Origin of the sequence: Undibacterium sp. MH2W, assembly GCF_049340215.1 — a bacterium.
Taxonomy (GTDB): Bacteria; Pseudomonadota; Gammaproteobacteria; order Burkholderiales; family Burkholderiaceae_D; genus Undibacterium.
Genome location: NZ_JBMPPA010000003.1, coordinates 447,382 through 471,913, shown reverse-complemented (window position 1 = coordinate 471,913; position 24,532 = coordinate 447,382). Strand labels below are relative to the sequence as shown.

The following is a 24,532-nucleotide window of genomic DNA, read 5'->3' as shown; positions in this document are numbered from 1 at the left end:
ATGCAAAATAAAGAGCGTGTAGAGAGCGTCATGTTGATGAGATATATCGTCAAATGGCTTGCGTTGGCAAGCATTGTCGCGGTGTTGGCTGGCGTGGCATCTGCATTTTTTTTATTTTCTCTGGAATGGGCAACTGCGACGCGTATCGCCCATCGCGATTTGATTTTACTGTTGCCGTTGGCTGGCTTTCTTGTCGGCTGGATGTATCTACGGTTTGGGCAGCAAGTAGAGGCAGGTAACAATCTATTGATTGACGAGATTCATGATCCGCAAAAAGTCATTCCCTTGCGTATGGCGCCCTTGGTGCTCGCAGGAACTGTCATCTCGCATCTTTTCGGGGCCTCCGTCGGGCGGGAGGGTACTGCAGTTCAAATGGGAGGGGCGCTTGCCGATCAGCTCACGCATTTATGTCGATTAAAAACTGGAGACAGACGCATTCTATTGATGGCGGGGATTAGTGCCGGGTTTGCTTCGGTGTTTGGGACGCCGTTGGCAGGGGCGATTTTTGGTTTGGAGGTCTTGGCAGTAGGACGCTTGCGTTTCGACTCGCTTTTACCGTGTCTGATCGCTGCGATCATTGCCGACAGAGTGGGGTTGATGCTGGGTGTTCATCATACACATTATGCTATCGGTGTAATTCCTGAGTTTTCATTCTTTTTACTCTTCGCGGTTATTCTTGCTGGCGGCATTTTTGGTTTGGCGGGGAGGGTATTTGCCACTGGTACCCACTGGTTGAGCGCGCAGATGAAAAAACACATCGGTTATGCGCCGTTACGTCCTCTTGTCGGTGGTGTTGTGGTTGTGCTGGCATTTTATGGATTATCTGCAGATCGCTTTATCGGTCTCGGGATTCCAAGCATTGTTGATGCATTTCAACATCCAGCGTTGAGCTACGATTTTGCAGAAAAAGCATTATTTACCATGGGGTCGCTCGGCTCAGGATTTAAGGGGGGCGAGGTCACTCCCTTGTTTTACATTGGCGCAACGCTGGGAAATGCGCTAGCACCGCTATTTCATTTGCCGTTTGCTTTTCTTGCCGGACTAGGGTTTGTGGCGGTTTTTGCGGGTGCAGCCAACACGCCCATTGCATCCACATTCATGGCCGTCGAGCTCTTCGGTACGGATGTGGCGGTGTTCGCAGCTCTCGCATGTGTCATGAGTTACTTATTTTCTGGCGAGACAGGTATTTATCGGGCGCAACGAAAAGCAAAGCACAAACATGATGTTGGTGCGGCGTCGTAGAGGCGAGTAACGTGGGGGCTTGGATAAAAATCGCCGACCTTACTCGTCAGAGTTAAAATCTTGGACCAATGCAATGTTATAATGTAAGGTTAATTCATATCATTATTGCAAAAGGTTTTCCGTGCTCTCCACAGCTAACATCACGATGCAGTTCGGCCCTAAGCCGCTGTTTGAAAATATTACCGTCAAATTTGGCGAAGGCAACCGTTACGGCCTGATCGGCGCGAATGGCTGCGGCAAATCCACTTTCATGAAAATTCTGGGTGGTGATCTCGAACAATCGTCTGGCACCGTCATGCTGGATCAGAATGAGCGTCTCGGTAAATTGCGCCAAGATCAGTTTGCTTTTGAAGATATGCGCGTGCTCGACGTTGTGATGATGGGCCACACAGAGATGTGGGCTGCTATGTCTGAGCGTGATGCGATTTACGCCAATCCAGAAGCGACTGACGACGATTATATGAAAGCGGCCGATCTGGAGGCCAAATTCGCTGAATACGACGGCTACACTGCAGAGGCGCGTGCAGGCGAGTTGTTGTTAGGTGTAGGTATCCCTACCGAACAACATCAAGGCACCATGAGCGCAGTGGCACCGGGTTGGAAATTGCGTGTGTTACTTGCGCAAGCGCTGTTCTCGAACCCAGATATTCTGTTGCTCGATGAACCAACCAATAACTTGGATATTAATACCATTCGTTGGCTGGAAGATGTGTTGAACCAGCGTAATTCAACGATGATCATCATTTCCCATGATCGCCATTTCCTCAATCAAGTGTGCACACACATGGCGGACATGGATTACGGGACGCTGAAGATCTATCCGGGCAACTATGATGATTACATGCTTGCTTCTTCGCAGGCACGTGCGCAGCAATTAGCCAATAACGCGAAAGCAAAAGAAAAAGTGGCTGAGTTGCAGGACTTCGTTCGTCGTTTCTCTGCAAACAAATCCAAAGCACGTCAGGCAACGTCGCGTGCGAAGCAGATTGAAAAAATTAAAATTGAAGACTTCAAGCCTTCTAGCCGCCAGAACCCATTTGTCCGTTTCGATGGCGAGAAAAAATTACACCGTCTTGCTGTTGAAGTGCAAGGAATTACGAAATCTTACGATCGCACTCTGTTTAAGAACGTTGAATTGATGGTTGAAGCGGGTGAACGCATTGCGATTATTGGTTCTAACGGTATTGGTAAAACCACGCTGTTGCGCTGCATTGGCGGTGCGGATATCACTGGATTGAGTGCGGATAGCGGAACAGTGAAATGGGCTGAAAACGCGAACGTCGGCTATATGCCGCAAGATCCTACAGAAGAATTCGCTGTCGATAAAAACCTCACGGATTGGATCGGACAGTGGACGCAAGAAGGTGACGATGATCAAGCAGTGCGCTCGATTCTCGGTCGCTTACTCTTCGGTGGTGACGATGTAAAAAAATCAGTCAAAGTGTTGTCTGGTGGTGAAAAAGGCCGGATGATGTACGGAAAACTGATGCTGGGACGTCATAACGTGTTGCTTCTTGATGAACCAACAAACCACATGGACATGGAGTCCATTGAGTCGTTGAATATCGCTCTCGAGAAGTACGCTGGTACATTAGTGTTTGTTTCTCACGATCGTGAGTTTGTTTCGTCGCTCGCAAACCGTATCTTAGAAATCAAAGAAAACGAGATTATTGATTTCCGCGGTAGCTACGAAGAGTACCTGACCAGCCAAGGTATTGAATAAGCTGTTTATCTCATAAAAAACCCGGTTGAATCCGGGTTTTTTTATGGACTTATTCAAAATCGAGCATCGACATTCTCGTCAAACTGTTTTGTCTTGCTTTCTCACTCTCGTAAAGCAGCATATCAAGTCGATCTCGCAGGCTCCTCGCGATTTCACGACCTTTGGATTTTAGTACAGCCTCTAGATATGGTTGTCGTAGCGCCTTCAGATCATCGATATTTCTAGCGCGTTCTACTTTCAGTTGCAGCGGGATTCCGCGCAGGCCAAGCACGCTTTTGATCGTTTCATTAAAGAAGCTGTACAGCAATTCAAATTGTTCTGCTTCGGTCTTCTCTAACGTATCCTCAGTGGCTTTTGCATCGGATAAATCGTCGTGGTTTTCCAATGTCGCGTTGACGTCGTCAGCCAGGTGTTCCGTAGCCGATTCTATCGGGGCTGTCGCAGCAATGAAGCCTAGGTCAATGAGTTCTTTTAAACTTGTTTCGTTCAAGCCAATGGCGGTTAACTTCTTAAGAAGTTGCGCTGCACTTTGTTTGCCGTCAACCATGACTAGCAATGTCCTGAGACGATTTGCCAGTTGGTGCTTTCTCGTGGCTATTTCTTCCCGACCCTTTTCTGTCTTGTCGTACGTGTAACTTAGCATGTTCTGTTGCGACCCTGAGTATTGTCAGTAAGCCAGAATTTGATTCTGGAAATTTGACAAAAGGATACAACAGCTTGCAATGTCATGCCATAGGTTAATTTGTATTAAATTCTTGCCTCTACGATAAATATGTCAAGATCTGTGAATGAAGTGAATTGGTTTCACTTCAGTTTGACGATTAACAATTGTTGACGTTTCGCAGTTGTTGCAAGACGAGGAGCAGGAGGATGCACATTTTTTGACCGTAGTCTCGAAATGGGTAGCTAAGCGCGGATGCGTTGTCGACAGCCGTGTCCGAATTTTTTCTTTCAATGAGATTGGCATCCATTTTAAAAACAGGTACAGCGCAGATGCCGCCAAAAGTGCGAATGTAATTGCCGTTTGCATGTTCAAGCTCCTGTCAATAAGCGCGCGACTTGGAATGTGATGAGCGAAGCAAAGTACGCTAATCCAAACAAATATGCCGCCATGAGAACTGGATAGCGAAGCGTGTTCGTTTCGCGTTTAACGACACTCAGTGTTGCGATACATTGTGGCGCGAAGACATACCACGCAAGCAAAGACAAGGCGGTAGGCAAGCTCCAAGAATGCGCGATCAGTGGCTCAAGGGAATGACTTAATTCTTCACCCGTCTGAGATAACGCATAGACTGTTCCAAGCGCCGCGACTGCTACTTCCCTTGCTGCGAGGCCGGGTACTAATGCAATACAAATTTGCCAGTTAAACCCAATCGGTGCGAAAACGTATTCGAGTATGCGCCCTAGATATCCAGCAATACTGTAGTAAATAGCTGGCTGTGGTGCATTCTCCGGCGCGCCAGGGAAGCTACTTAAAAACCATAGTAAGACCATGAGCGAGAGGATGATCGTGCCCACGCGCGTCACGAAAATTTTGATTCGCTCCCAGAGGCCGAGTAGCAAATTACGCGAATTAGGCCAGCGATAATCAGGCAACTCGAGCATGAGCGGGTGCTGTTCAGCTTTGCCCCAAATTCGTTTAAATACCAGTGCTACAAGCATCGCAGATACGATGCCAGCAATGTATAAAACGAAGAGAACCAATCCTTGGAGGCTCAAGATGCCGAATACAGTACGGTCAGGGATAAAGGCGGCAATAATCAAGGCATAGACAGGAAGACGCGCCGAGCAGGTCATCAAGGGCGCGATCATGATCGTCACCAGTCTATCGCGCGGATTTTGAATTGTTCTCGTTGCCATAATGCCTGGGATTGCACAAGCAAAACTAGACAAGAGGGGGATAAATGCACGTCCAGATAAACCTACTTTCCCCATAATTCTGTCGAGCAGAAACGCGGCGCGTGGCAGATACCCCGAGTCTTCCATGACCAGAATGAAGAAGAACAAAATAACAATTTGCGGTAAAAATACCAAAACGCTTCCCGCGCCTCCAACGACGCCTTTCACCAAGAGTCCTTGAAGCATACCTGGTGCCATTGATCCCTCGATCTTTCCGCCTAGGCTTTCCATCGTGTCTTTGATGAAGTCCATCGGCGGTTGCGCCCATGTGAACACTGCCTGAAACACAAAGAACATCAAAAAGGCAAAGATGACTGGACCTAAAATGGGATGAAGGAGAAAGTTATCGATCCTGTAGCTTAAAGGCAGTACAGCGGAGGCGTTGTCTGTATTCTGTTTTACACACTGTGCGAGAAGTGCATTCACACTTTTTTGTATGTCCTCTGGCGAATGCTGGTCGAGCGTAATCACGCGCGCTGGTGGGTTTTCTGGCAACTGTTGGGCCAGTGTCTCCATTTCGGCAAGAAGCTTGCTCACGCCATCCGTTTCAACAGCAATCGTTTCGATCACAGGAAAGCCCAACTGAGTTTGAAGTGCTTTGATATCAATATGAATATCGCGCTTTTTCGCTAAGTCCATCATATTGACGGCCAGAATAAGCGGGATTTCTAATGCTTTAAGTTCCAGCGCCAAACGCAAACCACGCTTCAAATTAGTGGCGTCAACAACGCATAAAACAGCATCAGGCAGCGCCTCGTTAGCGCGCACACCCGTGACGACCTCTTCGGTGATTTTTTCATCTGGGGTGAGTGCCCTCAGACTATAGGTTCCAGGTAAATCTAAAACGTTCCAGTGGCGTCCGGTCGGTGAGGTGAATTTACCTTCTTTTCGCTCAATCGTCACACCGGCATAGTTGGCAACTTTTTGTCGTGCGCCGGTAAGTCGGTTGAAAAGTGCCGTCTTTCCGCAATTTGGATTACCAACCAGGGCAATACGTGGAGAGAATAAAGTAGTAACTGTCATTAATGTTGCCCGAGCTTTGTCACGCCGATCAATGCGGCTTCAAAGTGACGTAATGCAAATGTAGATTGACCGATGCGTACAGCAATAGGTTCGCCACCAAAGTAGCCTTTGTGCAATATCGCAAGCTCTTCACCCTCGACAAATCCCAGTTCTTTTAATCGGCGCGAAATATCAAGCAAATGCGTTTGTTTTTGCTGAACTTGATCAGCGACCCCTCGAACGATTGCTTTTTCACCAACATTAAGTTGATTTAATGTAGTGGTTGGGAGGTGTGATGTGGATATTTTATCCATGAGTGACTTCGCTTGTACCTTGAGAAGGGAATTACATTGCATTAACGCACGTTGTAATTCTAAATGATAATGAGAATATATATCAATATGACTCATCGTACAAACGAAATGCGCGCTGGAGCAGGTTCCAAGGGCTGAATATCGCCCGCATTTAATCTTGCTCAACCTGAGATGTTGACTCTCTGATATCAGCTGTGTGTATGGTCATCCTACATAGATAGTCGAGCGCGGCGACTATCTATGCGTGATCATGAACGAATAGGTGAGCGCTATGGGCTAATTTGATCTATTTCCCCTGATCCTCTTTGAGGTTTTCTGAGGCCCTGCTCGCGTTTGCTTCATGCTTTTCGAGGATACGCGCAATCAGGTGCAGTTTCGCCTGTTCATCGCTCGCATCTTTCTCTTGTAATTCAGTAATTTGTTGCTCAAGCAGTGTTTGGTTCTTTGAGAGTAATGCGATTTGAATGGATGCATCTTGTAGACGTTGGGTCGTTTCCCGCAATTGCTCAGACAGCAACCCATTGCGTCGTTCGGCGTCTTCTAGTTTAAACGTCGTTTTGTTGTAGTTCGCATCGAGTGATGAGAGCTCGTTAAGTTGAATTTGCGCGAATTCTTTCATTTTCGACTGGGTTGTCTCCAAACGCAGAATCTCGGCCTTGAGTTGCGCTGTTTCCGTTTGTGTTGTTGCATTGATCGCGTGCATCTGGCGCAACTCGCTTTCAAGTCGCGTTATTTTTGCTTCGTACAAACGGCGATCGTCATTACGTTGCTCTGCGCTCGCGGCTTGAAAGTGTTCGAACTGCTGTCTTGAAGAAGTGAGTTGATGGTGAAGGGCGTCAAGTTGCTTTTCGTTATCAATCAAGCGCGACGTTAACCCTAATTTTTCACTCTCAAGCGTTGATAGGGATGTCTTGCATTCGTTTAGTTGCTTATTCAGCGACTGATTGCTCGTTTGTTCGCGTGAAAGCTGTTCTTGCAATGCGCGTTGAGTCTCTTCGAGGAGGGTGACTTTTTTCGTTAAGGTGGAGAGTTGATTGTTTTTCTCCGCTAGCTGTTGATCGCACTCGGCTTTCGTTTGAGAGATCGCATTGTCAGACTCTGCTTGTATTAGCTCATAAACAGCCCTTACTGCATTGAGTATGGATTCGGGTAGCCCAGACTTTATCGCGGCGGCATCACTTGAATGCGCGTCTTTCCATTGTTTTAGCATGGGTGCAATGGTGCTTTTACTTCCTGTATCGCCGAGCATCGCCCGAACCTTATCGACGGTGGGCGCGACACCTGATTGGCTAATTTTTTCCGCTGCCCTTACGACATCTGAATACAGAATTCCTGCGCGTGCCATATTATCCTCAAATTTCATGTCAAATTACATAATACGTAATATTACATAACAAAACATATAAAATGCGATTTATATTAGTAAGTTGTAACATGTGATAAGGTAATTTATCGCATGTTATAATCTAGCTTTCTTTGCGTAATACCGATTCGCGGTACGTTTTCAAGAACCGATGCTAGAAACGTAAAAATGTAAGATGAAAAAATTCAACAATGACCAAGCGCGACAAGCGCAACTAACGCGCCCATGGCAACCATCGCAACCATCGCAACTACCCCAATTGCAAAATCAAGGGCAGCAACGGGGGCAGGGTGTTGCGCCCGTTGATCTTGTTAGTGTTGGCGAGGGCGGGTTGTCAGTGGAGGCGCTTAACGCCTTGAAGAAAGAGTTTGTTTCTGCGGCAACGTCGGAGAACACGCGACGTACGTATCGTTCTGCCATTCGTCATTTTTTAACTTGGGGTGGGCGTTTGCCTGCGGATGAATCAATGGTGGTGAGCTACTTGCTTAGTTTTTCCGATTCGCTTAATCCTAGGACATTGAGCTTGAAGGTGACGGCGATCTCCCAATGGCATCGTCACCAAGGATTTGTCGATCCATGCGCGACCCTCGGGGTACGCAAACTACTTCTTGGCATCACTCGTGCTCGCGGTCAGCCCAAAAGTAAAGCGCCACCATTGCTATTGGATGACCTTGAGAAAATGGTGCTGGTGCAACAGCAAGACGCATCTCTAAAAGCGTTGCGTGATTGCGCTTTGTTACAAATTGGTTTCTTTGGTGGTTTTCGGCGCTCTGAGCTAGTCAGCTTGCAAGTGAATCATGTGACTTGGGGTAAGGAGGGTGTGCTTCTTTTGTTACCTCGATCAAAGACCGATCAAACGGGGCAAGGGATCACCAAGGCGATTCCTTATGGTAAAGGTGTTTGCTGTCCTGCTACAGCCCTAAAAAAATGGCTGGAAAGTGCGAAAATTCATAATGGCTCCATATTTAGGAGCGTTAATAAGTGGGGTGAAATAGGGGAGTTGTCTATTCATGCTGGGAGCGTTAATCCAATTTTGGCTCGCTGGGCAAGCATTGCTGGCCTTACGCACATGAAGGAAATGAGCAGTCATAGTCTTCGAAGGGGTATGGCTACCAGCGCCTATCGTGCAGGAGCAAGTTTTAGGGATATTAAACGACAAGGTGGTTGGCGATTTGATGGGACGGTGCAAGGCTATATTGATGATGCCGATCGTTTTACTGAGAATGCCGTGAATAGCTTACTCAAGCCTAAAAGTGGCGGTCTTTGATGTGGAGAGCATTACAGCGGCAATGGAGAAAAAGGGAAAATTGACGCAATATTTGATGGATAGGTCTTGTTGATTTTGTTCTATTCAGTACTCCGTACGCACACTTGTGGTTTATTTGCTGAAAATGACCCCGCATTACACACGATTTAAGTGTAAGTAAATGTATCGCCACAATAGACGAGAAAACAAAATTCGTTATTTAGTTTGCATTAAATTGAATTTAACGACCTATTTGGTTGGTTTATTTTGTGCATCTTTCATTTTTTTGTGCCAATGCCGCACGTTGGAAGTCGTTTTTAGATTATTTTGGTGACGACGATGTTTGGTAGCTGATTGGCAATGATGAAGAAGTACTTGAGTTAGTTGCGGTAAGGAAATAAACTTTGAAAAGCATTGTTAAATCATAGAGATATAATCGTTCTTTAATTTTGTTGTTGCGTAGATATCGATACAGTTTCGCCTTATTGGTGTCCTTGCAATGTCAATTGAATGCGACAGGTCCGTATAGCTTGTTTTGTTGATACGGCCAATTTCCGGTACTTATTTGTATTTTTATTCAATATATATTCATTTTTCTAATGAGCATTTTTAATGGTAAGTAAAAGACAATTTTTGCGTCATGCTGGGTTCACGACCATTGAATTAATTATGGTCATGGCAATCGCTGCTGTCTTGATTGCGATTGTCGTGCCGAGTTTTAAGTCCGCAATTCAAACCGCGAGTACGACACGCGAGATCAATGCGTTTGTTGGCGACCTCGGTTTTGCGCGTGCGGAGGCCATCAAGGAAGGGGTGCCAGTGACAATATGTGCTTCTTCCGACGGCGCGAAATGTTCGGGAAGTACGTCGTGGCAGAGTGGGTGGATCATTTTTTCTAATCCGACGCTCTCAGCCAATCCAGCCGGCACGCCACTTCGCAAACAGGTGGCTTTTACCTCTACTGACAAGTTGGTCAGTGATAACAATACATCCGCGATTAGTTTTTCGAGTGAAGGGTTCACCGTCTCATTGCCGGGCAATCCCGTAACATTTGCGTTGCAAACGTCGCCGGTAACAACGTCATTAACACAGTGCGTAGCAATCAATATCGCTGGTCGGCATGTGATGCAAAAAGCGGCAACAGGAAATTGTCCATCATGATAAAAAACATAAAAAATTCCCGATATGGCACTGGCTTTACCTTGTTTGAAGTCTTGGTGGCGATGGTTGTTTGTGCGATCGGCTTGTTAGGTTTGGCGAAAATGGCGGCGTTGGCCGTCTCAACGACGCAAAATGCTGGGTCGAGGTCGCTCATTGCGGTGCAGATGGAGAGTCTCGCGTCGATGATGCACGCCAATCGGAATTTCTGGCAATCGGGGACCATTACCTCATTTACTGCCAGCGGCACCACGATTACCGATGCAACCAATAATTTAACAGCACTCCCAGGCAATGGGTGCGTTGCACCGGCAATTTGTACGCCTGCCCAAATTGCGGCTGTCGATGTCAATAAATGGGTTAACGATATGAATAACCAGTTCCCAACCTATGGAGCAACAATCACGTGTAGTGCTGCTGCGCAGATACAAATTACGACATCATCAACAGCGCCGGCGCCAATCGACTGTTCGATCAATGTGACTTGGACGGAGAAGCAGCTTGCTGTTAATGCGAACACCGCCACAGGTTCTGCGACGCAGATATCCACTCAGTCTTTTAGTGTTTACGTAAAACCATGAAGCGTTCATTTAGTTTTAGATCCAACCGTAGCGTTTTGACGCCGCATAGTACTTTTCAGCGAGGATTCACGCTCGTTGAATTGATGATTGCCATCACTGTCACTTTGGTCCTTGTTGCTGGGATCGTTGGCATGATCGTCAATCTTACACGTAGCTTTACGGCGCAAGATGCAATGACCCAAACGCAGGAAAACGAACGATTTGCAATTTCTGTGCTCGATTCAACCATCAGAAATACTGGATATTTCCCCGGTGCCGAGAATTTTTCTACGCCAGGTGGTGTGCAGTTCTTTACCCAAGCAGCGGGGCAATTAAATGCGTATCCCGCGACGACGGTCGCGAATCCGGATGGGACAACATTTGCTGCTGGGCAGGTCATTGTTGGCACTACGGTAGCAGGGGGAAGTGACACCATCAACGTCAGAGTGATCGCGCCGAGTAACGGCACAATTACGAATTGCCAAGGTGATTTGAATAAAACGGCTTCTCCCATTATTTGGACAAGCAGTCTCTCCATCAATGCATCAAATCAGTTGGTCTGCACCGTGAGTGTAAACGGTCAGGCACCAGGAACGCCGACAGTTCTCGCGGATAATATTTCTTCGATGAAATTTGTGTATGGCGTGCAGTCACAAATGCCAAATTGTTTGAATGCTCAGCAGGCACCGCCATTAAACGTGGATGCTTACGTTGATGCTTCTGGGTTAAAGGGACCTCAAACGGCCCAATTATGCTGGACACTTGGTGCGGTGACACCGCTCAATTGGATGTACGTGCAGTCGGTCCAGGCAACTCTCACATTTGTAAATACAGTTGTGCAAACAACGGGATCTCCCACCGTAACGTTAAAGCCAATTGTGCATACAATTTACATGATGAACGTGACATGAACTTGATGAATAAGATGAAAACTGGTCAGTATTTTTCTAGCAACCCAAATCTGATGGTCGTAAGGCGAGATCGAGGCATTGCTTTAGTTACAGCGTTGGTGATCTTGCTGATTCTGACGCTGATCGGTTTAACGATGTTCCGCGGTTTTGGTTTGCAACAAAAAATCGCAGGAAACACGAGAGAGAAAGAACGTGCTTTTCAGGCGGCACAAAATGCCCTCGAGTTCGGAGAGTGGTGGCTGGTGAATGGTACGCAAGGTACAAGCCGTCCTTCCACTGGTGGACCATGCGCCAGTTCGCAATCGACTGCCGTGACGACGCAATCTGCAATGTTTGTGTGCTCTGGTGCGTTAGCGACCCCAAGTGATCCTTCCACCTGGCCTGCAGTATTGAGCTACACCCCACCACCAATGGTCGTGAAAGCAGGTGGGGGTACAACGACAGATGCCTATAAGAATTCGGACATTAATTACAGTCAAGCTCCAGGGATTTATATCAACTTTCAGAACCGTGTGATCGATTCACGGGGTAACACGACCAATGTGTACACGGTCACAGCGGTTGGTTTTGGGGGAAGTAATAACGCTACCTCCGTCGTACAAAGCGTTTATGCCGTGACGGTGGGTGGCAAAATTAGTAATGTCGGGCAAGACCCAATCAATAATTGACATACAGGTAAATATCATGAAGTTGCGAAAATCTCGTCTCTATTCTATTGCAGGAATTGCGGCATTATCTGTGTCGTTTGGTGTTGGTGCGCAAGTGGTCGTGAGTGATACGCTCACAGGGGCATCGTCTAATTCACAATCCCTGAAATGGCAAACGTTTGGTGACACATGCTTAACCGCAGGGGATGGGTCAACGAGTCAAATCCCGGCATGTACAGCGAAGAACGTCAATACAGGCAACGTCCAGGTTGGGGGTGTTTCAGGTAGCTTACCTGATCCTGTCGGGCAAGGTGCTTTGCGCTTAACGAATGGGGGAACGAGCGATACCTCAAGAACAGGGCAGATCATCTCAACCGTGCCATTTGGTACTTCGCAGGGTGTTCAGGTTACTTTCACCACGGTGACCTACGGTGGCAATGCGTACCAAAACAACGCCGGCAAGTCTTCGGGGGCGGACGGTATGGCATTTTTCTTGGTGGATGGTGCAAAGCTGACTAGTCCAGCATCAAAAATGGTGCTTGGTGCTTTCGGTGGTAGCTTGGGATATAGCTGTTCGAACAATAAAACGCAAAATAATGGTACCGACGGCGGATATTTGGCGGTGGCGATTGATGAGTATGGTAACTTTTCCAATCCATCAGATACCACTGCAGATGGTAGCGGTCCACTTCCGGGGTCGATTGTGGTGCGGGGAGCGGGTAGCGTCTATTACCCGTCACTCTCAACTGCGCAACCCACTTGGTATCCGTCGAGTTTGGCAACGGATTCTACCTCATATTGCATTACTTCTGATCGATATGGACGCTGCACATTCTCTCTTCCACGTCCGAACGCAGGGGTTTATTACGCTTGCTCAACTGGGAAATATTGGAAATGGAATTCGAGCTCCCAGTCTTGGTCGAACACCAATGTTTCGGTACTTGATTATCCGATTATTACCGGCCCGACTCTGATGAATTCTCCGATTTTCAGTCAGGAGAGTAGTACGTCGAATTCCTCGACTCGCGGTGCCGCAACACCTATCACCTATGCGTTAAAAATTACCCAAGATGGATTATTGAGCCTTTCGTACAGCGTCAATGGGGGAGCAACAACGCCAGTTATTACGAGCCAGAGTATTACGGCGAACAACGGACCATTGCCTTCCACGTTCTTATTCGGCTTCACGGCCGGTACCGGTGGCGGTACGAACGTCCATGAGATTACTTGCTTTAAGGCGGCACAGATTAATACTGCAGGAGATTCTGCGGGTACGAATACTCAACAAGCGGCAAAGGTACAGGTTGGGTCGCAAATTTATTTGGCGTTTTACCACGCGCTCAATTCATGGGGGCAATTAACCGCATCGAGCTTATTAACGGATAGCAGTGGGAATATCTCTATCAGTACCACGCCCAACTGGGACGCAAATTGCGTCTTGACAGGTTGTTCTTCGGGTGCAACTCAGGCGACTGCGCAGGCTTCCAGTGCTCGTACAGTGCTTAGCTGGAATCCTACGTCGAGCTCTGGTATTGGATTCCAATATGGTAGTCTCAGTACAGCGCAAGCTGCTGCGATTGGTGGCACCGGCTCTGGTTCTGACACGGGAACGAACAGGGTTGCTTATTTGCGTGGTGATAGAAGCAACGAGATTAACTCTTCAGGTGTTGGTCCTTACCGCGCCAGAACAGGTGTTTTGGGAGATATCGTGAATTCGAGCCCTGTGTGGGTTGGCGGTCCGACTGTTCCGACTGTGTTACCAACGACCGATGCATTGACTGGTAAGGCGTTGACGGGATACAGCTCTTATCTGAATTTCGCGACAAGTTACGCCAACCGCACTAATATCGTCTATGTTGGTGCGAACGATGGTATGTTGCACGGCTTCCGCGCCGGCAATCCGAACGATGGTAAAGAGATGATTGCGTACGTCCCAAATGCAGTCGTCAATAGCATCCATACTTCAAATACATCCTTAGATTACTCCTCCCCGAGTTATGGTCATAACGCGTTTGTCGATGCGACACCAGGTATTGGTAGCTTGTACTATGCGAGCAACTGGCACACATGGGTGGTCGGCGGCCTCGGTGCGGGCGGTAATGCAACTGGTGCGATTGGTAACGCTAATACGGCTGGCAACGGTGTTATCTACGCATTAGATATCACTGATCCAACAACTTTCCAGGAGAGTAATGCGTCTAAACTTGTTCTTGGCGAGTGGTCTTCTTCCACCATTACTTGTGTCAACGATTCCGCGTGCAAAAACAAATTAGGTAGCCAGTATGGCACGCCAGTTGTTCGCTTGCTCCACGATGGTAACTGGGCCGTTATCTTTGGTAATGGTCGTAATAATGCTAACGGAACATCCGGTATTTTTGTGATGTCGGTTGATCAAGGTACGGGGGCCATTACTTTCAGATATTTCGATACGAAATCTGGTAGCACTACCTCAATGAACTGGATTGACTACACAACGCCAGTGGATTTGGATAGTGATGGCGTTGTGGACTACGTTTATGCCGGTGATGCTTACGGACAAATTTGGCGCTTAGATTTGACGAATAGTGATCCCTCTAAATGGGCGATGGGCTCAAAACCACTCTTTACGACACCGAGTGGGCAGCCAATTACCACGAAGTTAATGGTCAGTACCGTTCAGCAAACGAAAGGGAATGCACGCGTTATCATCAACTTTGGTACAGGTGTGCAGTATCCTCAAACGCTCACTAGCGGTGCTACGTATGCCTCAGGTACGCAGGCGATGTATGGCATCTGGGATTGGGATATGAGTGGATGGAATGCGATCAGTGCCCTCGATTATGCGAGCTTAACTGCACCGCAAACTATTTCTACAAGTAATCTGCAAACACAGACGATTACGAACTACAGCGGCGGTACCGGTGCTATCTCGGGTTACCGTGTTGTGACGCAAAATGTAGTGTGTTGGTCGGGTTCTACAACTTGTTCGAGCGGCACGAATAATCAGTTTGGCTGGCAAATGTCCTTGCCGAATAGTGGTGAACAAATCATCTACAACCCGATCATTCAAAATGGACTTTTGTTTGTCAACACGACCATACCAGCGGTCAATCAGGTATTGAGTTGTAACACGCAACCGGCGTCGGGATTTACAATGGCAGTTACACCTGATACAGGTGGTGCGCCTGTTTCTTCGTATTTTGCGACCGCAGCAGCAAACGCTGGTATCTCTGCGCCCTCAGGTGCAGTCATCGCTGGTTTGGGTTTAAGTGGTACAGGTACGCCGACATTTGTTACTTCGACCAGTAAAACAGGTAGCTCTGGTAGTACCGGTACCACTGGTACGATTACAAAGCAGTTTATTATTACCCAAACCAATAATGGTGTCGCCGTCCCGAATCCAGGTGATGTGCCAGGTGCAGCATCAGGGAAGCGTATGACATGGGTTAAGTTACGTTAATAAAAAGAGGGAAAAGGATCGTGATGAACAAAAATAGACAATTGAAGCAACCTAAGGGATTTACGCTGTTAGAGCTGATCGTGGCAGTTGCCGTCGTTGGTATTCTCGCTGCAGTGGCGCTACCTGCTTACAATACGTCCATTATGAAAGGCCGACGTATTGACGCGAAAAATGCGGCACTCGATCTGGCTGCTCGTGAGGAAAAGTTTTTTGCTACCAACAACGCATATACGACAGACATGAGTAAGTTGGGTCTGAATGCGGCAGCGGGGGCGACATCTGTCGCCGTCATGTCTGGTAATACGAGCTATTACACAATGAGTTTTCCTGCTGCTGGTAATTCAACTACCACCTACACGATTAACGTTGCGCCGACCGGCACACAAGCGACCGATGCGTGTGGAACGTATATCCTTGATTATTTAGGAACCCAGTCTAACTCTAACGCGAGTGGTGCGGTGGCAGCCTCTGTCGGATGTTGGTAGTGAATGTCGTTAATTCAAAAGGCGCGGTTTCTTTACCGCGCTTTTTTTTGGCTTAAGCGATATCAAATTCGGATGGAGGCTCTTCTCCAGCCAATGCTGAAGAATAGGCAGGTAGTCCTTCTCCTGCCCGAATCAAGGGATCGGCATGCTCATAGACGTTGGGGCAACCGGTTTCGGCAATTAATGCCTTAACGATTGTTACTTTCCATGCATCAACACCTGCCGCTTGAAACTGGCAGACCAAATAGCCAGGATTGCTACCAACATAATCAACGATTAATCCCGGCAGAGAATCCTTTTCGCCATCGATAAGTCGGATTGGCGCATATGCTGAAGCGGGGGTGGGGCGAGGTTTGGCCAGAGCCTGCTGAACACGCCGCTTTATCATTGCATGATCCACGGCTTCCTTCTCGTCGCGGGTCCAGATTCTGGCGCGAATCTGTGATTGAGGGCTCCACGCCGCTTTGGCAAGGAACTGCCCAGAGGATGACCGGATCATCGCGGTGCCTCCCACTTTCATTCGTTCTTCAAATCTGCCATCGATTCGCGCAATCGCTGAGAGGTAGATCCAAGGCTCTCCGGCCAGAATTGCTTTTTCTTTACCTTGTTTAATTGTAATGATGAGCATGTGCGGTTCCTATCTGGTCGGTGAGTGAAAGGTTGCGGAATATACCTTGTTTGCCTTGATTTAGGGGTCTTTTTTTCTTGATCTTCGCCCAAAGATGAGAGAAATGACTGGCTCTGCTACAATACGGGTCCAAGTTCTGAATGTGATTACGTTGAAATCGGCATTCCATGAAACGAAGTCTGCATAGAAATAAGCTGTCATCTCGGGCAAATAAGCGGTAATCGCCTTAAATCAAGTTGTCTTGTTCCATTGTGTATGATCGATCACATTCAATAACCCACTTTAAATTTTATTTACCATTATGCAAATCACACCCAACTCAGTTGTCAGCCTTAACTACACGATGTTTAATGCCGACGGTGACATCATTGATCAAAACCAAGACCCTATCGTTTATTTGCATGGTGGCTATGACAATATTTTGCCAGCAGTCGAAGCCGCACTCGATGGCAAAGCCGTCGGTGATAAAGTTTCGGTGACGTTAACGCCAGAAGAAGGCTTTGGCGAGTTTGATCCGCAATTCGTTCGTCAAGAAGATGTAGGGTTGTTTCCACCAGACATCGAAGTCGGCATGATGTTTGAAACACGCGATCCAGAAACAGAAGAAACAATGCAGTTCCGCGTCACTGCGATTGATGCAGGCGTCGTCACTGTAGATGGTAATCATCCGTTGGCAGGCATGACAATTCGCTTCGACGCAGAAGTTCTGAACATTCGCGAAGCAAGCGACGAAGAGATCGTCCATGGCCACGTTCACGGCGAACACGGTCATCAGCACTAATTGTCCTTTTTCGTCCGACTGACAAGACTGTTTATCAATGTCATTGAGAAACGTATCATTGTTGGTCGGGCGATGTCACACATCACATATCGCTGTATGAAGCAGAATGCAGATATTGATACGGTGAAATAGCAGTTCTTCCCTTAATCAATGCGGCAAATGCGTCAGTGCAGCGCAGAATACCGTTAATTTTTTCAAAGATTCTATGAAAGATTATTACGTCATTCTGGGGATCGCACCGAATGCGACCTTAACAGATATTAAGAAAGCCTTCCGTCAGAAAGCCGCCGAGTTTCATCCTGATCGTAATACATCAGAATTGGCGCCGGAAAAGTTTCACGCGGTGAAAGAGGCCTATGACATCTTGTCGGACGATGCAGCTCGCACTGCTTACGATGAAAACCGTCGTCGTAACTTACTAGACTCTCCGCTAGAAACAGCAACTGAGGTCTGGAAGCATTATTTATCAGGAGTATTGAAGTGAAATTGTCACGTTTTTTTGAAGACTTGACCTCGGTGTACAACGCCGAAATTGAAGATTTAAAATCGGATTCAGAAGGCAAGATCATTCTCAAGGCAAGATTGCGGGAGAAAGCAGAGCAACTGCCCCTGTTATTGCCTATGATGGAGAGTAATCCAGAGATGTTGGCGTCGGCGTTTCATTCGGGATTTATTTTTCTCAATCCCTTGGTGATGGAAACATTGAGTACCAAAGAAGAGTCAAAGTTACCTTCATGGAAAAGTTTGCAAGCGGCCGTGCGGCTTGAGCCTTGGGCTGAACCTTTGAGTAAAATTGTGCTCAAGGAAGAGGGTGGTGAACGCTTTATGGTGATTGCAGCGGGTCTTGAGTACCTCAATCGCGGTCAGCAGGCGCGTAAGCACAGCGCTACCAACACCTTAGAGGACGACGAAGATAGCGAAGCAAATGACGAGGCCGAAGAGCTCAAAGAAAACGGTGATCTCGACGGTCATTACGGACGCCATGGTCGCGACGACGGTGATGATGGTGATGATTATGATCTTGATGAAGCAGGCGCGGATTGGCTTGCTGAACAGGGCTTTGACCGTAAAGATTAAGGAAAATAATGACTTTACCTGCATTAATTGAAGCACAAAATCTGATCCTGGCGGGTGACATCGCAGGTGCTGAGTTTGCTTTGGCAAATATCGCTGAGACGCAGGGTGATAAAGCACTCGTTGCTGCGCTTGACGAATTTCCACCCAAAGATTTGCTGGCAATTATTCGTGAATACGATGCCTCGAAAGAATCGTTGGTGAATTTGCTTGTAACACCAGAGCAGTTCGCACAGGCGGTTGTGCTGGAGCGTCGATATGGTGATCAAACCCATGAGCAACTGCGCGGTATGATTAACTCGGTAATTTTCCGCGAGGGCTCCGATCCTGCTGAATTTTTGTATGAAATCGCCGAAGTTGAAGGTGGCTACGATGCGCTCGTTGATTACCTTCTTGATCGCACTCAGATGGTAGAGCATTTCTATCGCTATGCGACGTTCGATTTGTACGAATATGGCGAAGGCCGCACACAGGCGCAGGAAGACGATCTCATGAATTTGGATCGTGACACAGAAAGCCTTGCGTCGCCGCTCGATATGGCGAATTTAGAGGACCATGATTGGATGCAGGTCACCTATATTTTGCGATACGAGTTGCCAGAAATCTTCCGTGAAGTGTTGATGAAACTACGTGCACGCTATAAGGCGTATCTGGCGAATCTGCAATCAGATGAACTTGAAGGTGGTGAGTCGGAAGAGGAAGAGGATGAACGTCCTAAAAATAACGACGATGGTGACGATAAGGACGACGACGAAGAGTCAGCCTTGTAATTTGTTGCTGTCGTGGTAAAGAGATGCAGAGCGTTCGAGACGTTCTGCATTTTTATTTGTTTTAGCTGAATTTAACGCGAGTAGAGATCCTATGTCTGAGTCCCAATACGATATTGCCCTGATCGATAACCGTCCTTTTTTTGAAACTGCTTTGCGTCACGGTGTGCAGCGCGCCATTATTCCAAGCAGTAAAATCGCCAGTATCGAAGCAGAAGCACCCAAAGGCATGGTGCAGATCGCGGAGACGTTTGGTAGTAAATATCTCCGCCCAGATATCGAAGCGGCGCGAAAACGCATTGTGAATCTGTCGAGTTTGTACCTCATCGAGACGTCTCGCGGCGATCTTGATGTTGCTGCGAAACTTATCCGGGACAACACATTTCTCACCTTATCACGTGGTGGATCCGGGTTATTGAAAGCATTGTTTGCTTTACCTGAGTATGCACTGCTGGGACGTGAAGCGAAAGGCCGCGTTGAAGATTTTCTGGAAGTGTGGTCTTTGAAAGAAAAGCCGCATGAGTACCGAAATACACTCACGCACCGTCAACTCAATGCCCTTGAAATTGAAGCTGGCTATTGGTTTGGTGACTACCTCGGTATTTCAGGGGAAAGCTTGAAAGAAGAGGATGCGGAGGCGGTCGCTGTGATTCGCTCGGCTTTGTTTGTCATGATGTTTGGCTCGCCAGAAGATAATCTTGCGAATCAACTGGAATTTGCGACGCTCTTGGAAGCCGTTCGTACCATGCCAGCCGCAAAGCGAAACAAAGCAATCGAGAAAGTTGATTTATCGGAGATTCCTGAAAAGTTCATGCCGATTGTGACGCGGATTATTGAGGAAATTAAAGAACACGATTTGCCTGTGTTGCAGGACAAGAAATTATCGTTAGACCGTTTAGTGTTTAGCCTCAAAGATAAATACTACCTCGGTGATCACGAAATTGAAGATACGTCTGAGTACGATGCGTTAGTATCGAAAGAGTGGAGCCGTCTGACCAAAGGGAAGACGGATGTCGATTCATTGATGACCTTGTTTGTCTGTATTTCTGCAGGTATTCCGCCAAAAACAGCCATCAGTGAAAAAGTCGCAAAATCAATCGTGAAGCAGTTCAGAAAAGACGGTTTCCCCCATGAGCTTGCAGTGGCTTGGATCAAACAATCTGCGCCCCATGAAAAGCAGGAGGGCTTGTTAGAGGATTGGGCGAATTTCGTTGATGAGGCTGACACCTATATCATGGACGATTGGGATACGACTTATAGTGGTGCGATGCGCTTCCTCGCTTTGCATTGCCATGTACAAAAATCGACTTCAAAGTGAAATTTGGATCCGGTGTGATCTGGTGATTATAAAAAAAATCCGGCAAACAAAATGCCGGATTTTTTTATGGAGAGTGGGACGTCTTTTTATAGACTTAATTCCAATACCTGACGGCTGACGTCGATCGTTACATCGCGTTTTTCACCAAGGGCGACCATACGATGTGTCTCTAGGGCAGCAAGGATAGGATTGATGTTGCTTGCATCGAGCTTATAATCACTCAAGCGCGTTTTTACGCCCATTTGCTCAAAGAAGTCTTGTGTACGGCTAATGGCAGTCTCAATGCGAATGTCTTCATCACCTTCACGCACATCCCAGACACGCTCCGCATACTGGAGTAGCTTGGCGCGTTTCGCTTCTTTGCGCACACGCAGCATGCTTGGCAACACAATAGCTAAGGTTTGGGCATGATCGATGCCGTGCAATGCCGTTAACTCATGGCCAATCATATGCGTCGCCCAGTCTTGAGGGACGCCGACAGAAATCAATCCATTGAGCGCCATGGTTGCGCACCACATCAAGTTCGCACGCACATCGTAATCATGCGGATTGGCAAGCGCCTTCGGCCCTTCTTCGATCAATGTGCGCAATAAACCTTCAGCAAATCGATCCTGCACAGGAGAATTCACGGGATAGGTCATGTATTGTTCCATCACATGAACAAACGCATCGACTGCGCCGTTGCCAATTTGGCGTGCTGGCAATGTGTAGGTTTTTGTTGGATCTAGTACTGAAAACTTTGGATAGCAATGGGGGCTAGAAAACGCCATTTTTGCTTTGATCGATTGTCGAGTGACAACGGCGCCGGCATTCATTTCCGATCCTGTTGCTGGTAGCGTCAATACGCTGCCGAATGGCATTGCTTTCTTGACGTTGCTACCGCGCTTTTCAAGAATTGCCCATGGATCGTCGCCTTCAAAGAGGGCGGCTGCTGCGATGAATTTTGTACCGTCGATGACGGAGCCACCACCCACCGCTAGCAAAAAGTCGATGCCACCTTGCTTAATCACGTCGACGGCTTTCATCAACGTTTCGTAGCTTGGATTGGGTTCAATGCCTGTAAATTCTGTTACGGAGCGTGTGCCAAGCGCAGCGATCACTTCTTCGAAAACACCATTCTGCTTAATGCTGCCACCACCATACAGGACTAACACCTTGGCGTTTTCTGGTATCACCTTGTTCAAATCAGCGATACGGCCTTGGCCAAAAAGGATGTGGGTAGGATTATAAAAGTCAAAGTTGAGCATGTGAATTTCCCTCCAAAAAACACATAGTAGCTGAAATTTAAAAAACTAACCGACCGTTCACAATTTGATATTTTTAGAAAGTTTTTAAGCAGCAAGAAACAAGAATACCGTCGGTTTCTTGTGGAAGTCAGGCAGTTGGCTCGCAGCGATACGCTTCTTCCAATCGCTTGCTGAGCGCGTCTGAATGGATTCAGTTGGTAGACTGAGATCAGTTGCAACACAAATGAGTGTCGCTGAGTGACAGGTGTTCGCTAAGGCTTCCAGCATGGCGGCATTGCGGTAGGGTGTCTCGATCAGTAATTGTGTCTGTTTTTCTTTTTTGGAGCGATCTTCCAATTCTTTGATTCGCTTCGCTCTCAGTGCCACATCCGTTGGTAAGTAGCCATGAAACGCAAAACTTTGTCCATTCAAACCGCTGCCCATTAGGCCAAGTAACAACGAGGAGGGTCCGACGAGGGGGCGGACGGTGATCCCTTTTTGATGCGCGAGGCGTACCAAATTAGCGCCGGGATCAGCCACAGCAGGAACACCTGCTTCAGAGATCAGTCCTACATCACGTCCTTGTAAGAGGGGTTGTATCAGACCTTCTAATGCTTTTTCTGGTGTATTGACGTTCAATTCACTGATCTGAATGTCTTGCATCGCCAGTTTCAGTGGATGGGATTGTCCAAGGAACTTTAAGTAAGCGCGTGTCGTCTTCGCATTTTCAGCAACAAAATAGCTCAATTGCGCGGTCATCGCCTGAACGGTGTCGGGAATAATCTTTGCGAGCAGGCCTTCTTGCTGACCTTCGTAGTAACCGAGCGTGTTTGGAATAAGAAAGAGTGTACCGATTGTCATTATTTTGAATGTAAATGCGAAAAGTCGCGACGAGTGAAAAAAGAGTAGGGAGTTATTTTCTCACGTGTATGACGTCGCTGACCTAAAAATAGCGGTTTTTACGACCTGTTGAAAAATTCGACGCCTGCGTTGCGGAGCATATCCGTTAGGGCAATCAGAGGAAGTCCTGTTAGCGCGGTTGGGTCGGTGCTTTCGATCGACGAAAGAATGGCGATACCCAATGCTTCATTCTTCGCGCTTCCTGCGCAATCGTAGGGGTGTTCAATGCGTAGATAAGCATCGAGTTCGGCATCGCTTAAGTCCCGAAAATGCACGACTGTCCTGATTTCTCGAATCTGCAGTGGGATGGGAGCGATCGGTCGGGTATCAAGGAGGCATAAGGCCGTATGGAAGATGACTTCACGTCCACGCATCAATTGCAATTGCTTGAGGGCGTTTTCATGGTTTCCTGGTTTGCCAATTTGCATCCCGTCCAGTGTCGCCACTTGGTCTGAGCCGATGATCAACGCAGCGCCTTTGTCGTGATGTGTTTTGGCGATGGCTTCTGCCTTTTCACGCGCTAAACGTAGCGAAGTTGCCAGGGGAGATTCTCCTTCTCGCGGAGTTTCGTCAATCTCAGGCGCTATCGAAGTAAAAGGGATCTGCAAGCGACTTAACAGTTCGGCACGATAACGGGAACTCGACGCTAAAATCAGGTTGGGAGGGCTATTTTTCATAGATGAAGCTTGATCTGGGAGTAACTTTTGCTGTAAATTGCGTTTTTGACTTGTTTTCGGCTAAAAAGTGCATCTAAGCCTTTGACTAACAAGGGCGAGTGCTGTTATTATCGCAGGTTTTCTGGGTTCAAATAATCCTATGCAAGCTTTTGTGATTGATGCCTTCACCTTTTGTCGGCTCGAAGAGCAGCGTTCCGGCAGTATTCCGGTAGCAGATTTGACCCGTCTTTCAGAAGAAAGTGCTAACACAGAGGGTGTGTTGAACTGGACTTTGTCTGGTGGGAAAGACAAATTAGGTCACGCAGAGCTACGATTAACGGTCGCTGGCAGTGTAAATTTGGTTTGTCAGCGTTGCCTTGCACCATTTGCATTTGAAATTGACTCAGAATCAGTATTGATACTCGCCAAAAACGAAGAAAATGCCGATGAAATTGACGCATTACTAGAAGATGACGAGGTCGATGTTGTAGTAGGTAGCAAAACATTCGACGTCAACGCGTTGATCGAAGATGAAGCGCTACTCGCAATACCCCAATCGCCCAAACATGCAGTATGCCCAGATGTACCATTGGCTTCAGCAGATTCTACTGCACGGGTTGACGCAGAAAGCAGTGAAAAAGTATCTCCTTTCGCTGTGCTGAAGAAGATAAGTGGGCGTACCTAGTGGCATTATTCTGAAAAAACACTCAGGTCGAAGTATTGTTAGGGATTCTTGGTTGGTGATGTTCGCACTCTTCAGCCAGGTGTGTAAATTTTTAGAAACATTTTTTGAAGTATTAGGAGTTATCATGGCAGTTCAGCAAAACAAAAAATCCCCATCCAAGCGTGGTATGCACCGTTCCCACGATTTCCTGACTGCACCACAGTTAGGTATCGAGCCAACAACAGGTGAAACACATCTGCGCCACCACATCAGCCCAAACGGCTTTTACCGTGGTCGTAAAGTATTGAAAACTAAAAACGACGAGTAATCTCGTTTTTTAGTAAAAAAGCGGCGTTGCGAGTCTTTGACTTGACGCCGCTTTTTTTACGTCTTGCGTTTCGTGTTGATGTGAGGTTTTAACGCTTTATCAAGCGAGATTGCAGACCATTTTTTTGATTGAACTCAGCCAAAACACAGTTTTTTTCTCATTTCATTACTTAATAACAATGAAAATAACTGAAAAAGTCCT

The 24,532-nt window shown here is 47.3% G+C and carries 24 protein-coding genes; 16 read left to right on the top strand and 8 right to left on the bottom strand.

Going from position 1 to position 24,532, the window contains the following annotated elements; translation table 11 throughout:
- Complete coding sequence (locus tag ACO0K2_RS10065) at window positions 1-1,242, top strand: voltage-gated chloride channel family protein (RefSeq protein WP_423018277.1); 1,242 nt, start codon at window positions 1-3, stop codon at window positions 1,240-1,242.
- Between the two features lie 121 nt (window positions 1,243-1,363).
- Entirely contained in the window at window positions 1,364-2,965 is a 1,602-nt protein-coding gene (locus tag ACO0K2_RS10060; RefSeq protein WP_423018275.1) for an ABC-F family ATPase, read from the top strand.
- Window positions 2,966-3,014: 49 nt separating this feature from the next.
- On the opposite strand, the gene ACO0K2_RS10055 is transcribed toward ACO0K2_RS10060, so the two are convergent.
- From ACO0K2_RS10055 to ACO0K2_RS10040, 4 genes are all read right to left on the bottom strand, one after another.
- Window positions 3,015-3,512, bottom strand: coding sequence for a hypothetical protein (locus tag ACO0K2_RS10055; RefSeq protein WP_423018274.1), 498 nt, complete (start codon window positions 3,510-3,512; stop codon window positions 3,015-3,017).
- A 485-nt stretch (window positions 3,513-3,997) separates the two neighbouring features.
- The gene (gene feoB / locus ACO0K2_RS10050) at window positions 3,998-5,887 is read right to left on the bottom strand and encodes a ferrous iron transporter B (RefSeq protein WP_423018272.1); all 1,890 of its coding nucleotides are present in this window, start codon (window positions 5,885-5,887) and stop codon (window positions 3,998-4,000) included.
- Window positions 5,887-6,276 (bottom strand): FeoA family protein, encoded by a 390-nt coding sequence (locus ACO0K2_RS10045; RefSeq protein WP_423018270.1) that lies wholly within the window; start codon window positions 6,274-6,276, stop codon window positions 5,887-5,889. The genes feoB and ACO0K2_RS10045 overlap by 1 nt, the downstream gene beginning before the upstream one ends.
- Window positions 6,277-6,466: 190 nt before the next feature.
- A complete protein-coding gene (locus tag ACO0K2_RS10040) occupies window positions 6,467-7,543 on the bottom strand; it encodes a DNA-binding protein (protein ID WP_423018268.1) in 1,077 nt (358 codons plus the stop codon).
- A gap of 175 nt (window positions 7,544-7,718) precedes the next feature.
- Between ACO0K2_RS10040 and ACO0K2_RS10035 the strand changes: the two genes are divergently transcribed.
- From ACO0K2_RS10035 to ACO0K2_RS10005, 7 genes are all read left to right on the top strand, one after another.
- Window positions 7,719-8,810, top strand: coding sequence for a site-specific integrase (locus ACO0K2_RS10035; RefSeq protein WP_423018266.1), 1,092 nt, complete (start codon window positions 7,719-7,721; stop codon window positions 8,808-8,810).
- Between the two features lie 591 nt (window positions 8,811-9,401).
- The gene (locus tag ACO0K2_RS10030; RefSeq protein WP_423018264.1) at window positions 9,402-9,950 is read left to right on the top strand and encodes a GspH/FimT family pseudopilin; all 549 of its coding nucleotides are present in this window, start codon (window positions 9,402-9,404) and stop codon (window positions 9,948-9,950) included.
- The gene (gene pilV / locus ACO0K2_RS10025; protein ID WP_423018263.1) at window positions 9,947-10,528 is read left to right on the top strand and encodes a type IV pilus modification protein PilV; all 582 of its coding nucleotides are present in this window, start codon (window positions 9,947-9,949) and stop codon (window positions 10,526-10,528) included. Before ACO0K2_RS10030 ends, pilV begins: the two co-directional genes overlap by 4 nt.
- Complete coding sequence (locus tag ACO0K2_RS10020) at window positions 10,525-11,418, top strand: PilW family protein (RefSeq protein ID WP_423018261.1); 894 nt, start codon at window positions 10,525-10,527, stop codon at window positions 11,416-11,418. The genes pilV and ACO0K2_RS10020 overlap by 4 nt, the downstream gene beginning before the upstream one ends.
- A 5-nt stretch (window positions 11,419-11,423) precedes the next feature.
- Complete coding sequence (locus ACO0K2_RS10015; RefSeq protein ID WP_423018259.1) at window positions 11,424-12,086, top strand: pilus assembly PilX family protein; 663 nt, start codon at window positions 11,424-11,426, stop codon at window positions 12,084-12,086.
- Window positions 12,087-12,102: 16 nt separating this feature from the next.
- Entirely contained in the window at window positions 12,103-15,504 is a 3,402-nt protein-coding gene (locus ACO0K2_RS10010; protein ID WP_423018257.1) for a PilC/PilY family type IV pilus protein, read from the top strand.
- Window positions 15,505-15,527: 23 nt separating this feature from the next.
- Entirely contained in the window at window positions 15,528-15,989 is a 462-nt protein-coding gene (locus tag ACO0K2_RS10005) for a type IV pilin protein (RefSeq protein WP_423018255.1), read from the top strand.
- 52 nt (window positions 15,990-16,041) lie between these two features.
- On the opposite strand, the gene ACO0K2_RS10000 is transcribed toward ACO0K2_RS10005, so the two are convergent.
- Entirely contained in the window at window positions 16,042-16,617 is a 576-nt protein-coding gene (locus ACO0K2_RS10000; RefSeq protein ID WP_423018253.1) for an SAM-dependent methyltransferase, read from the bottom strand.
- A 301-nt stretch (window positions 16,618-16,918) separates the two neighbouring features.
- On the opposite strand from ACO0K2_RS10000, the gene ACO0K2_RS09995 reads away from it, so the two are divergent.
- From ACO0K2_RS09995 to ACO0K2_RS09975, 5 genes are all read left to right on the top strand, one after another.
- Window positions 16,919-17,398: an FKBP-type peptidyl-prolyl cis-trans isomerase gene (locus tag ACO0K2_RS09995; RefSeq protein WP_423018251.1), complete on the top strand. Its 480-nt coding sequence runs from the start codon at window positions 16,919-16,921 to the stop codon at window positions 17,396-17,398.
- A gap of 205 nt (window positions 17,399-17,603) precedes the next feature.
- Window positions 17,604-17,882, top strand: coding sequence for a DnaJ domain-containing protein (locus ACO0K2_RS09990; protein WP_423018249.1), 279 nt, complete (start codon window positions 17,604-17,606; stop codon window positions 17,880-17,882).
- Window positions 17,879-18,475: a hypothetical protein gene (locus tag ACO0K2_RS09985; protein WP_423018247.1), complete on the top strand. Its 597-nt coding sequence runs from the start codon at window positions 17,879-17,881 to the stop codon at window positions 18,473-18,475. The genes ACO0K2_RS09990 and ACO0K2_RS09985 overlap by 4 nt, the downstream gene beginning before the upstream one ends.
- An 8-nt stretch (window positions 18,476-18,483) precedes the next feature.
- Complete coding sequence (locus tag ACO0K2_RS09980; RefSeq protein ID WP_423018246.1) at window positions 18,484-19,242, top strand: hypothetical protein; 759 nt, start codon at window positions 18,484-18,486, stop codon at window positions 19,240-19,242.
- Window positions 19,243-19,333: 91 nt separating this feature from the next.
- On the top strand, window positions 19,334-20,557 hold the full coding sequence (locus ACO0K2_RS09975) for a hypothetical protein (protein ID WP_423018244.1): 1,224 nt from the start codon (window positions 19,334-19,336) through the stop codon (window positions 20,555-20,557).
- An 86-nt stretch (window positions 20,558-20,643) separates the two neighbouring features.
- Here the strand turns inward: ACO0K2_RS09975 and ACO0K2_RS09970 are convergent, their stop codons facing one another.
- From ACO0K2_RS09970 to ACO0K2_RS09960, 3 genes are all read right to left on the bottom strand, one after another.
- The gene (locus ACO0K2_RS09970; RefSeq protein WP_423018242.1) at window positions 20,644-21,804 is read right to left on the bottom strand and encodes an iron-containing alcohol dehydrogenase; all 1,161 of its coding nucleotides are present in this window, start codon (window positions 21,802-21,804) and stop codon (window positions 20,644-20,646) included.
- 84 nt (window positions 21,805-21,888) lie between these two features.
- Window positions 21,889-22,644 (bottom strand): SAM-dependent methyltransferase, encoded by a 756-nt coding sequence (locus ACO0K2_RS09965; protein ID WP_423018240.1) that lies wholly within the window; start codon window positions 22,642-22,644, stop codon window positions 21,889-21,891.
- 98 nt (window positions 22,645-22,742) lie between these two features.
- Entirely contained in the window at window positions 22,743-23,360 is a 618-nt protein-coding gene (locus ACO0K2_RS09960) for a Maf-like protein (protein WP_423018238.1), read from the bottom strand.
- A gap of 139 nt (window positions 23,361-23,499) precedes the next feature.
- On the opposite strand from ACO0K2_RS09960, the gene ACO0K2_RS09955 reads away from it, so the two are divergent.
- Together ACO0K2_RS09955 and rpmF are read left to right on the top strand one after the other, a co-directional pair.
- Window positions 23,500-24,024 (top strand): YceD family protein, encoded by a 525-nt coding sequence (locus ACO0K2_RS09955; protein ID WP_423018236.1) that lies wholly within the window; start codon window positions 23,500-23,502, stop codon window positions 24,022-24,024.
- 124 nt (window positions 24,025-24,148) lie between these two features.
- A complete protein-coding gene (gene rpmF / locus ACO0K2_RS09950; RefSeq protein WP_162018712.1) occupies window positions 24,149-24,331 on the top strand; it encodes a 50S ribosomal protein L32 in 183 nt (60 codons plus the stop codon).
- Window positions 24,332-24,532: the final 201 nt, after the last annotated feature.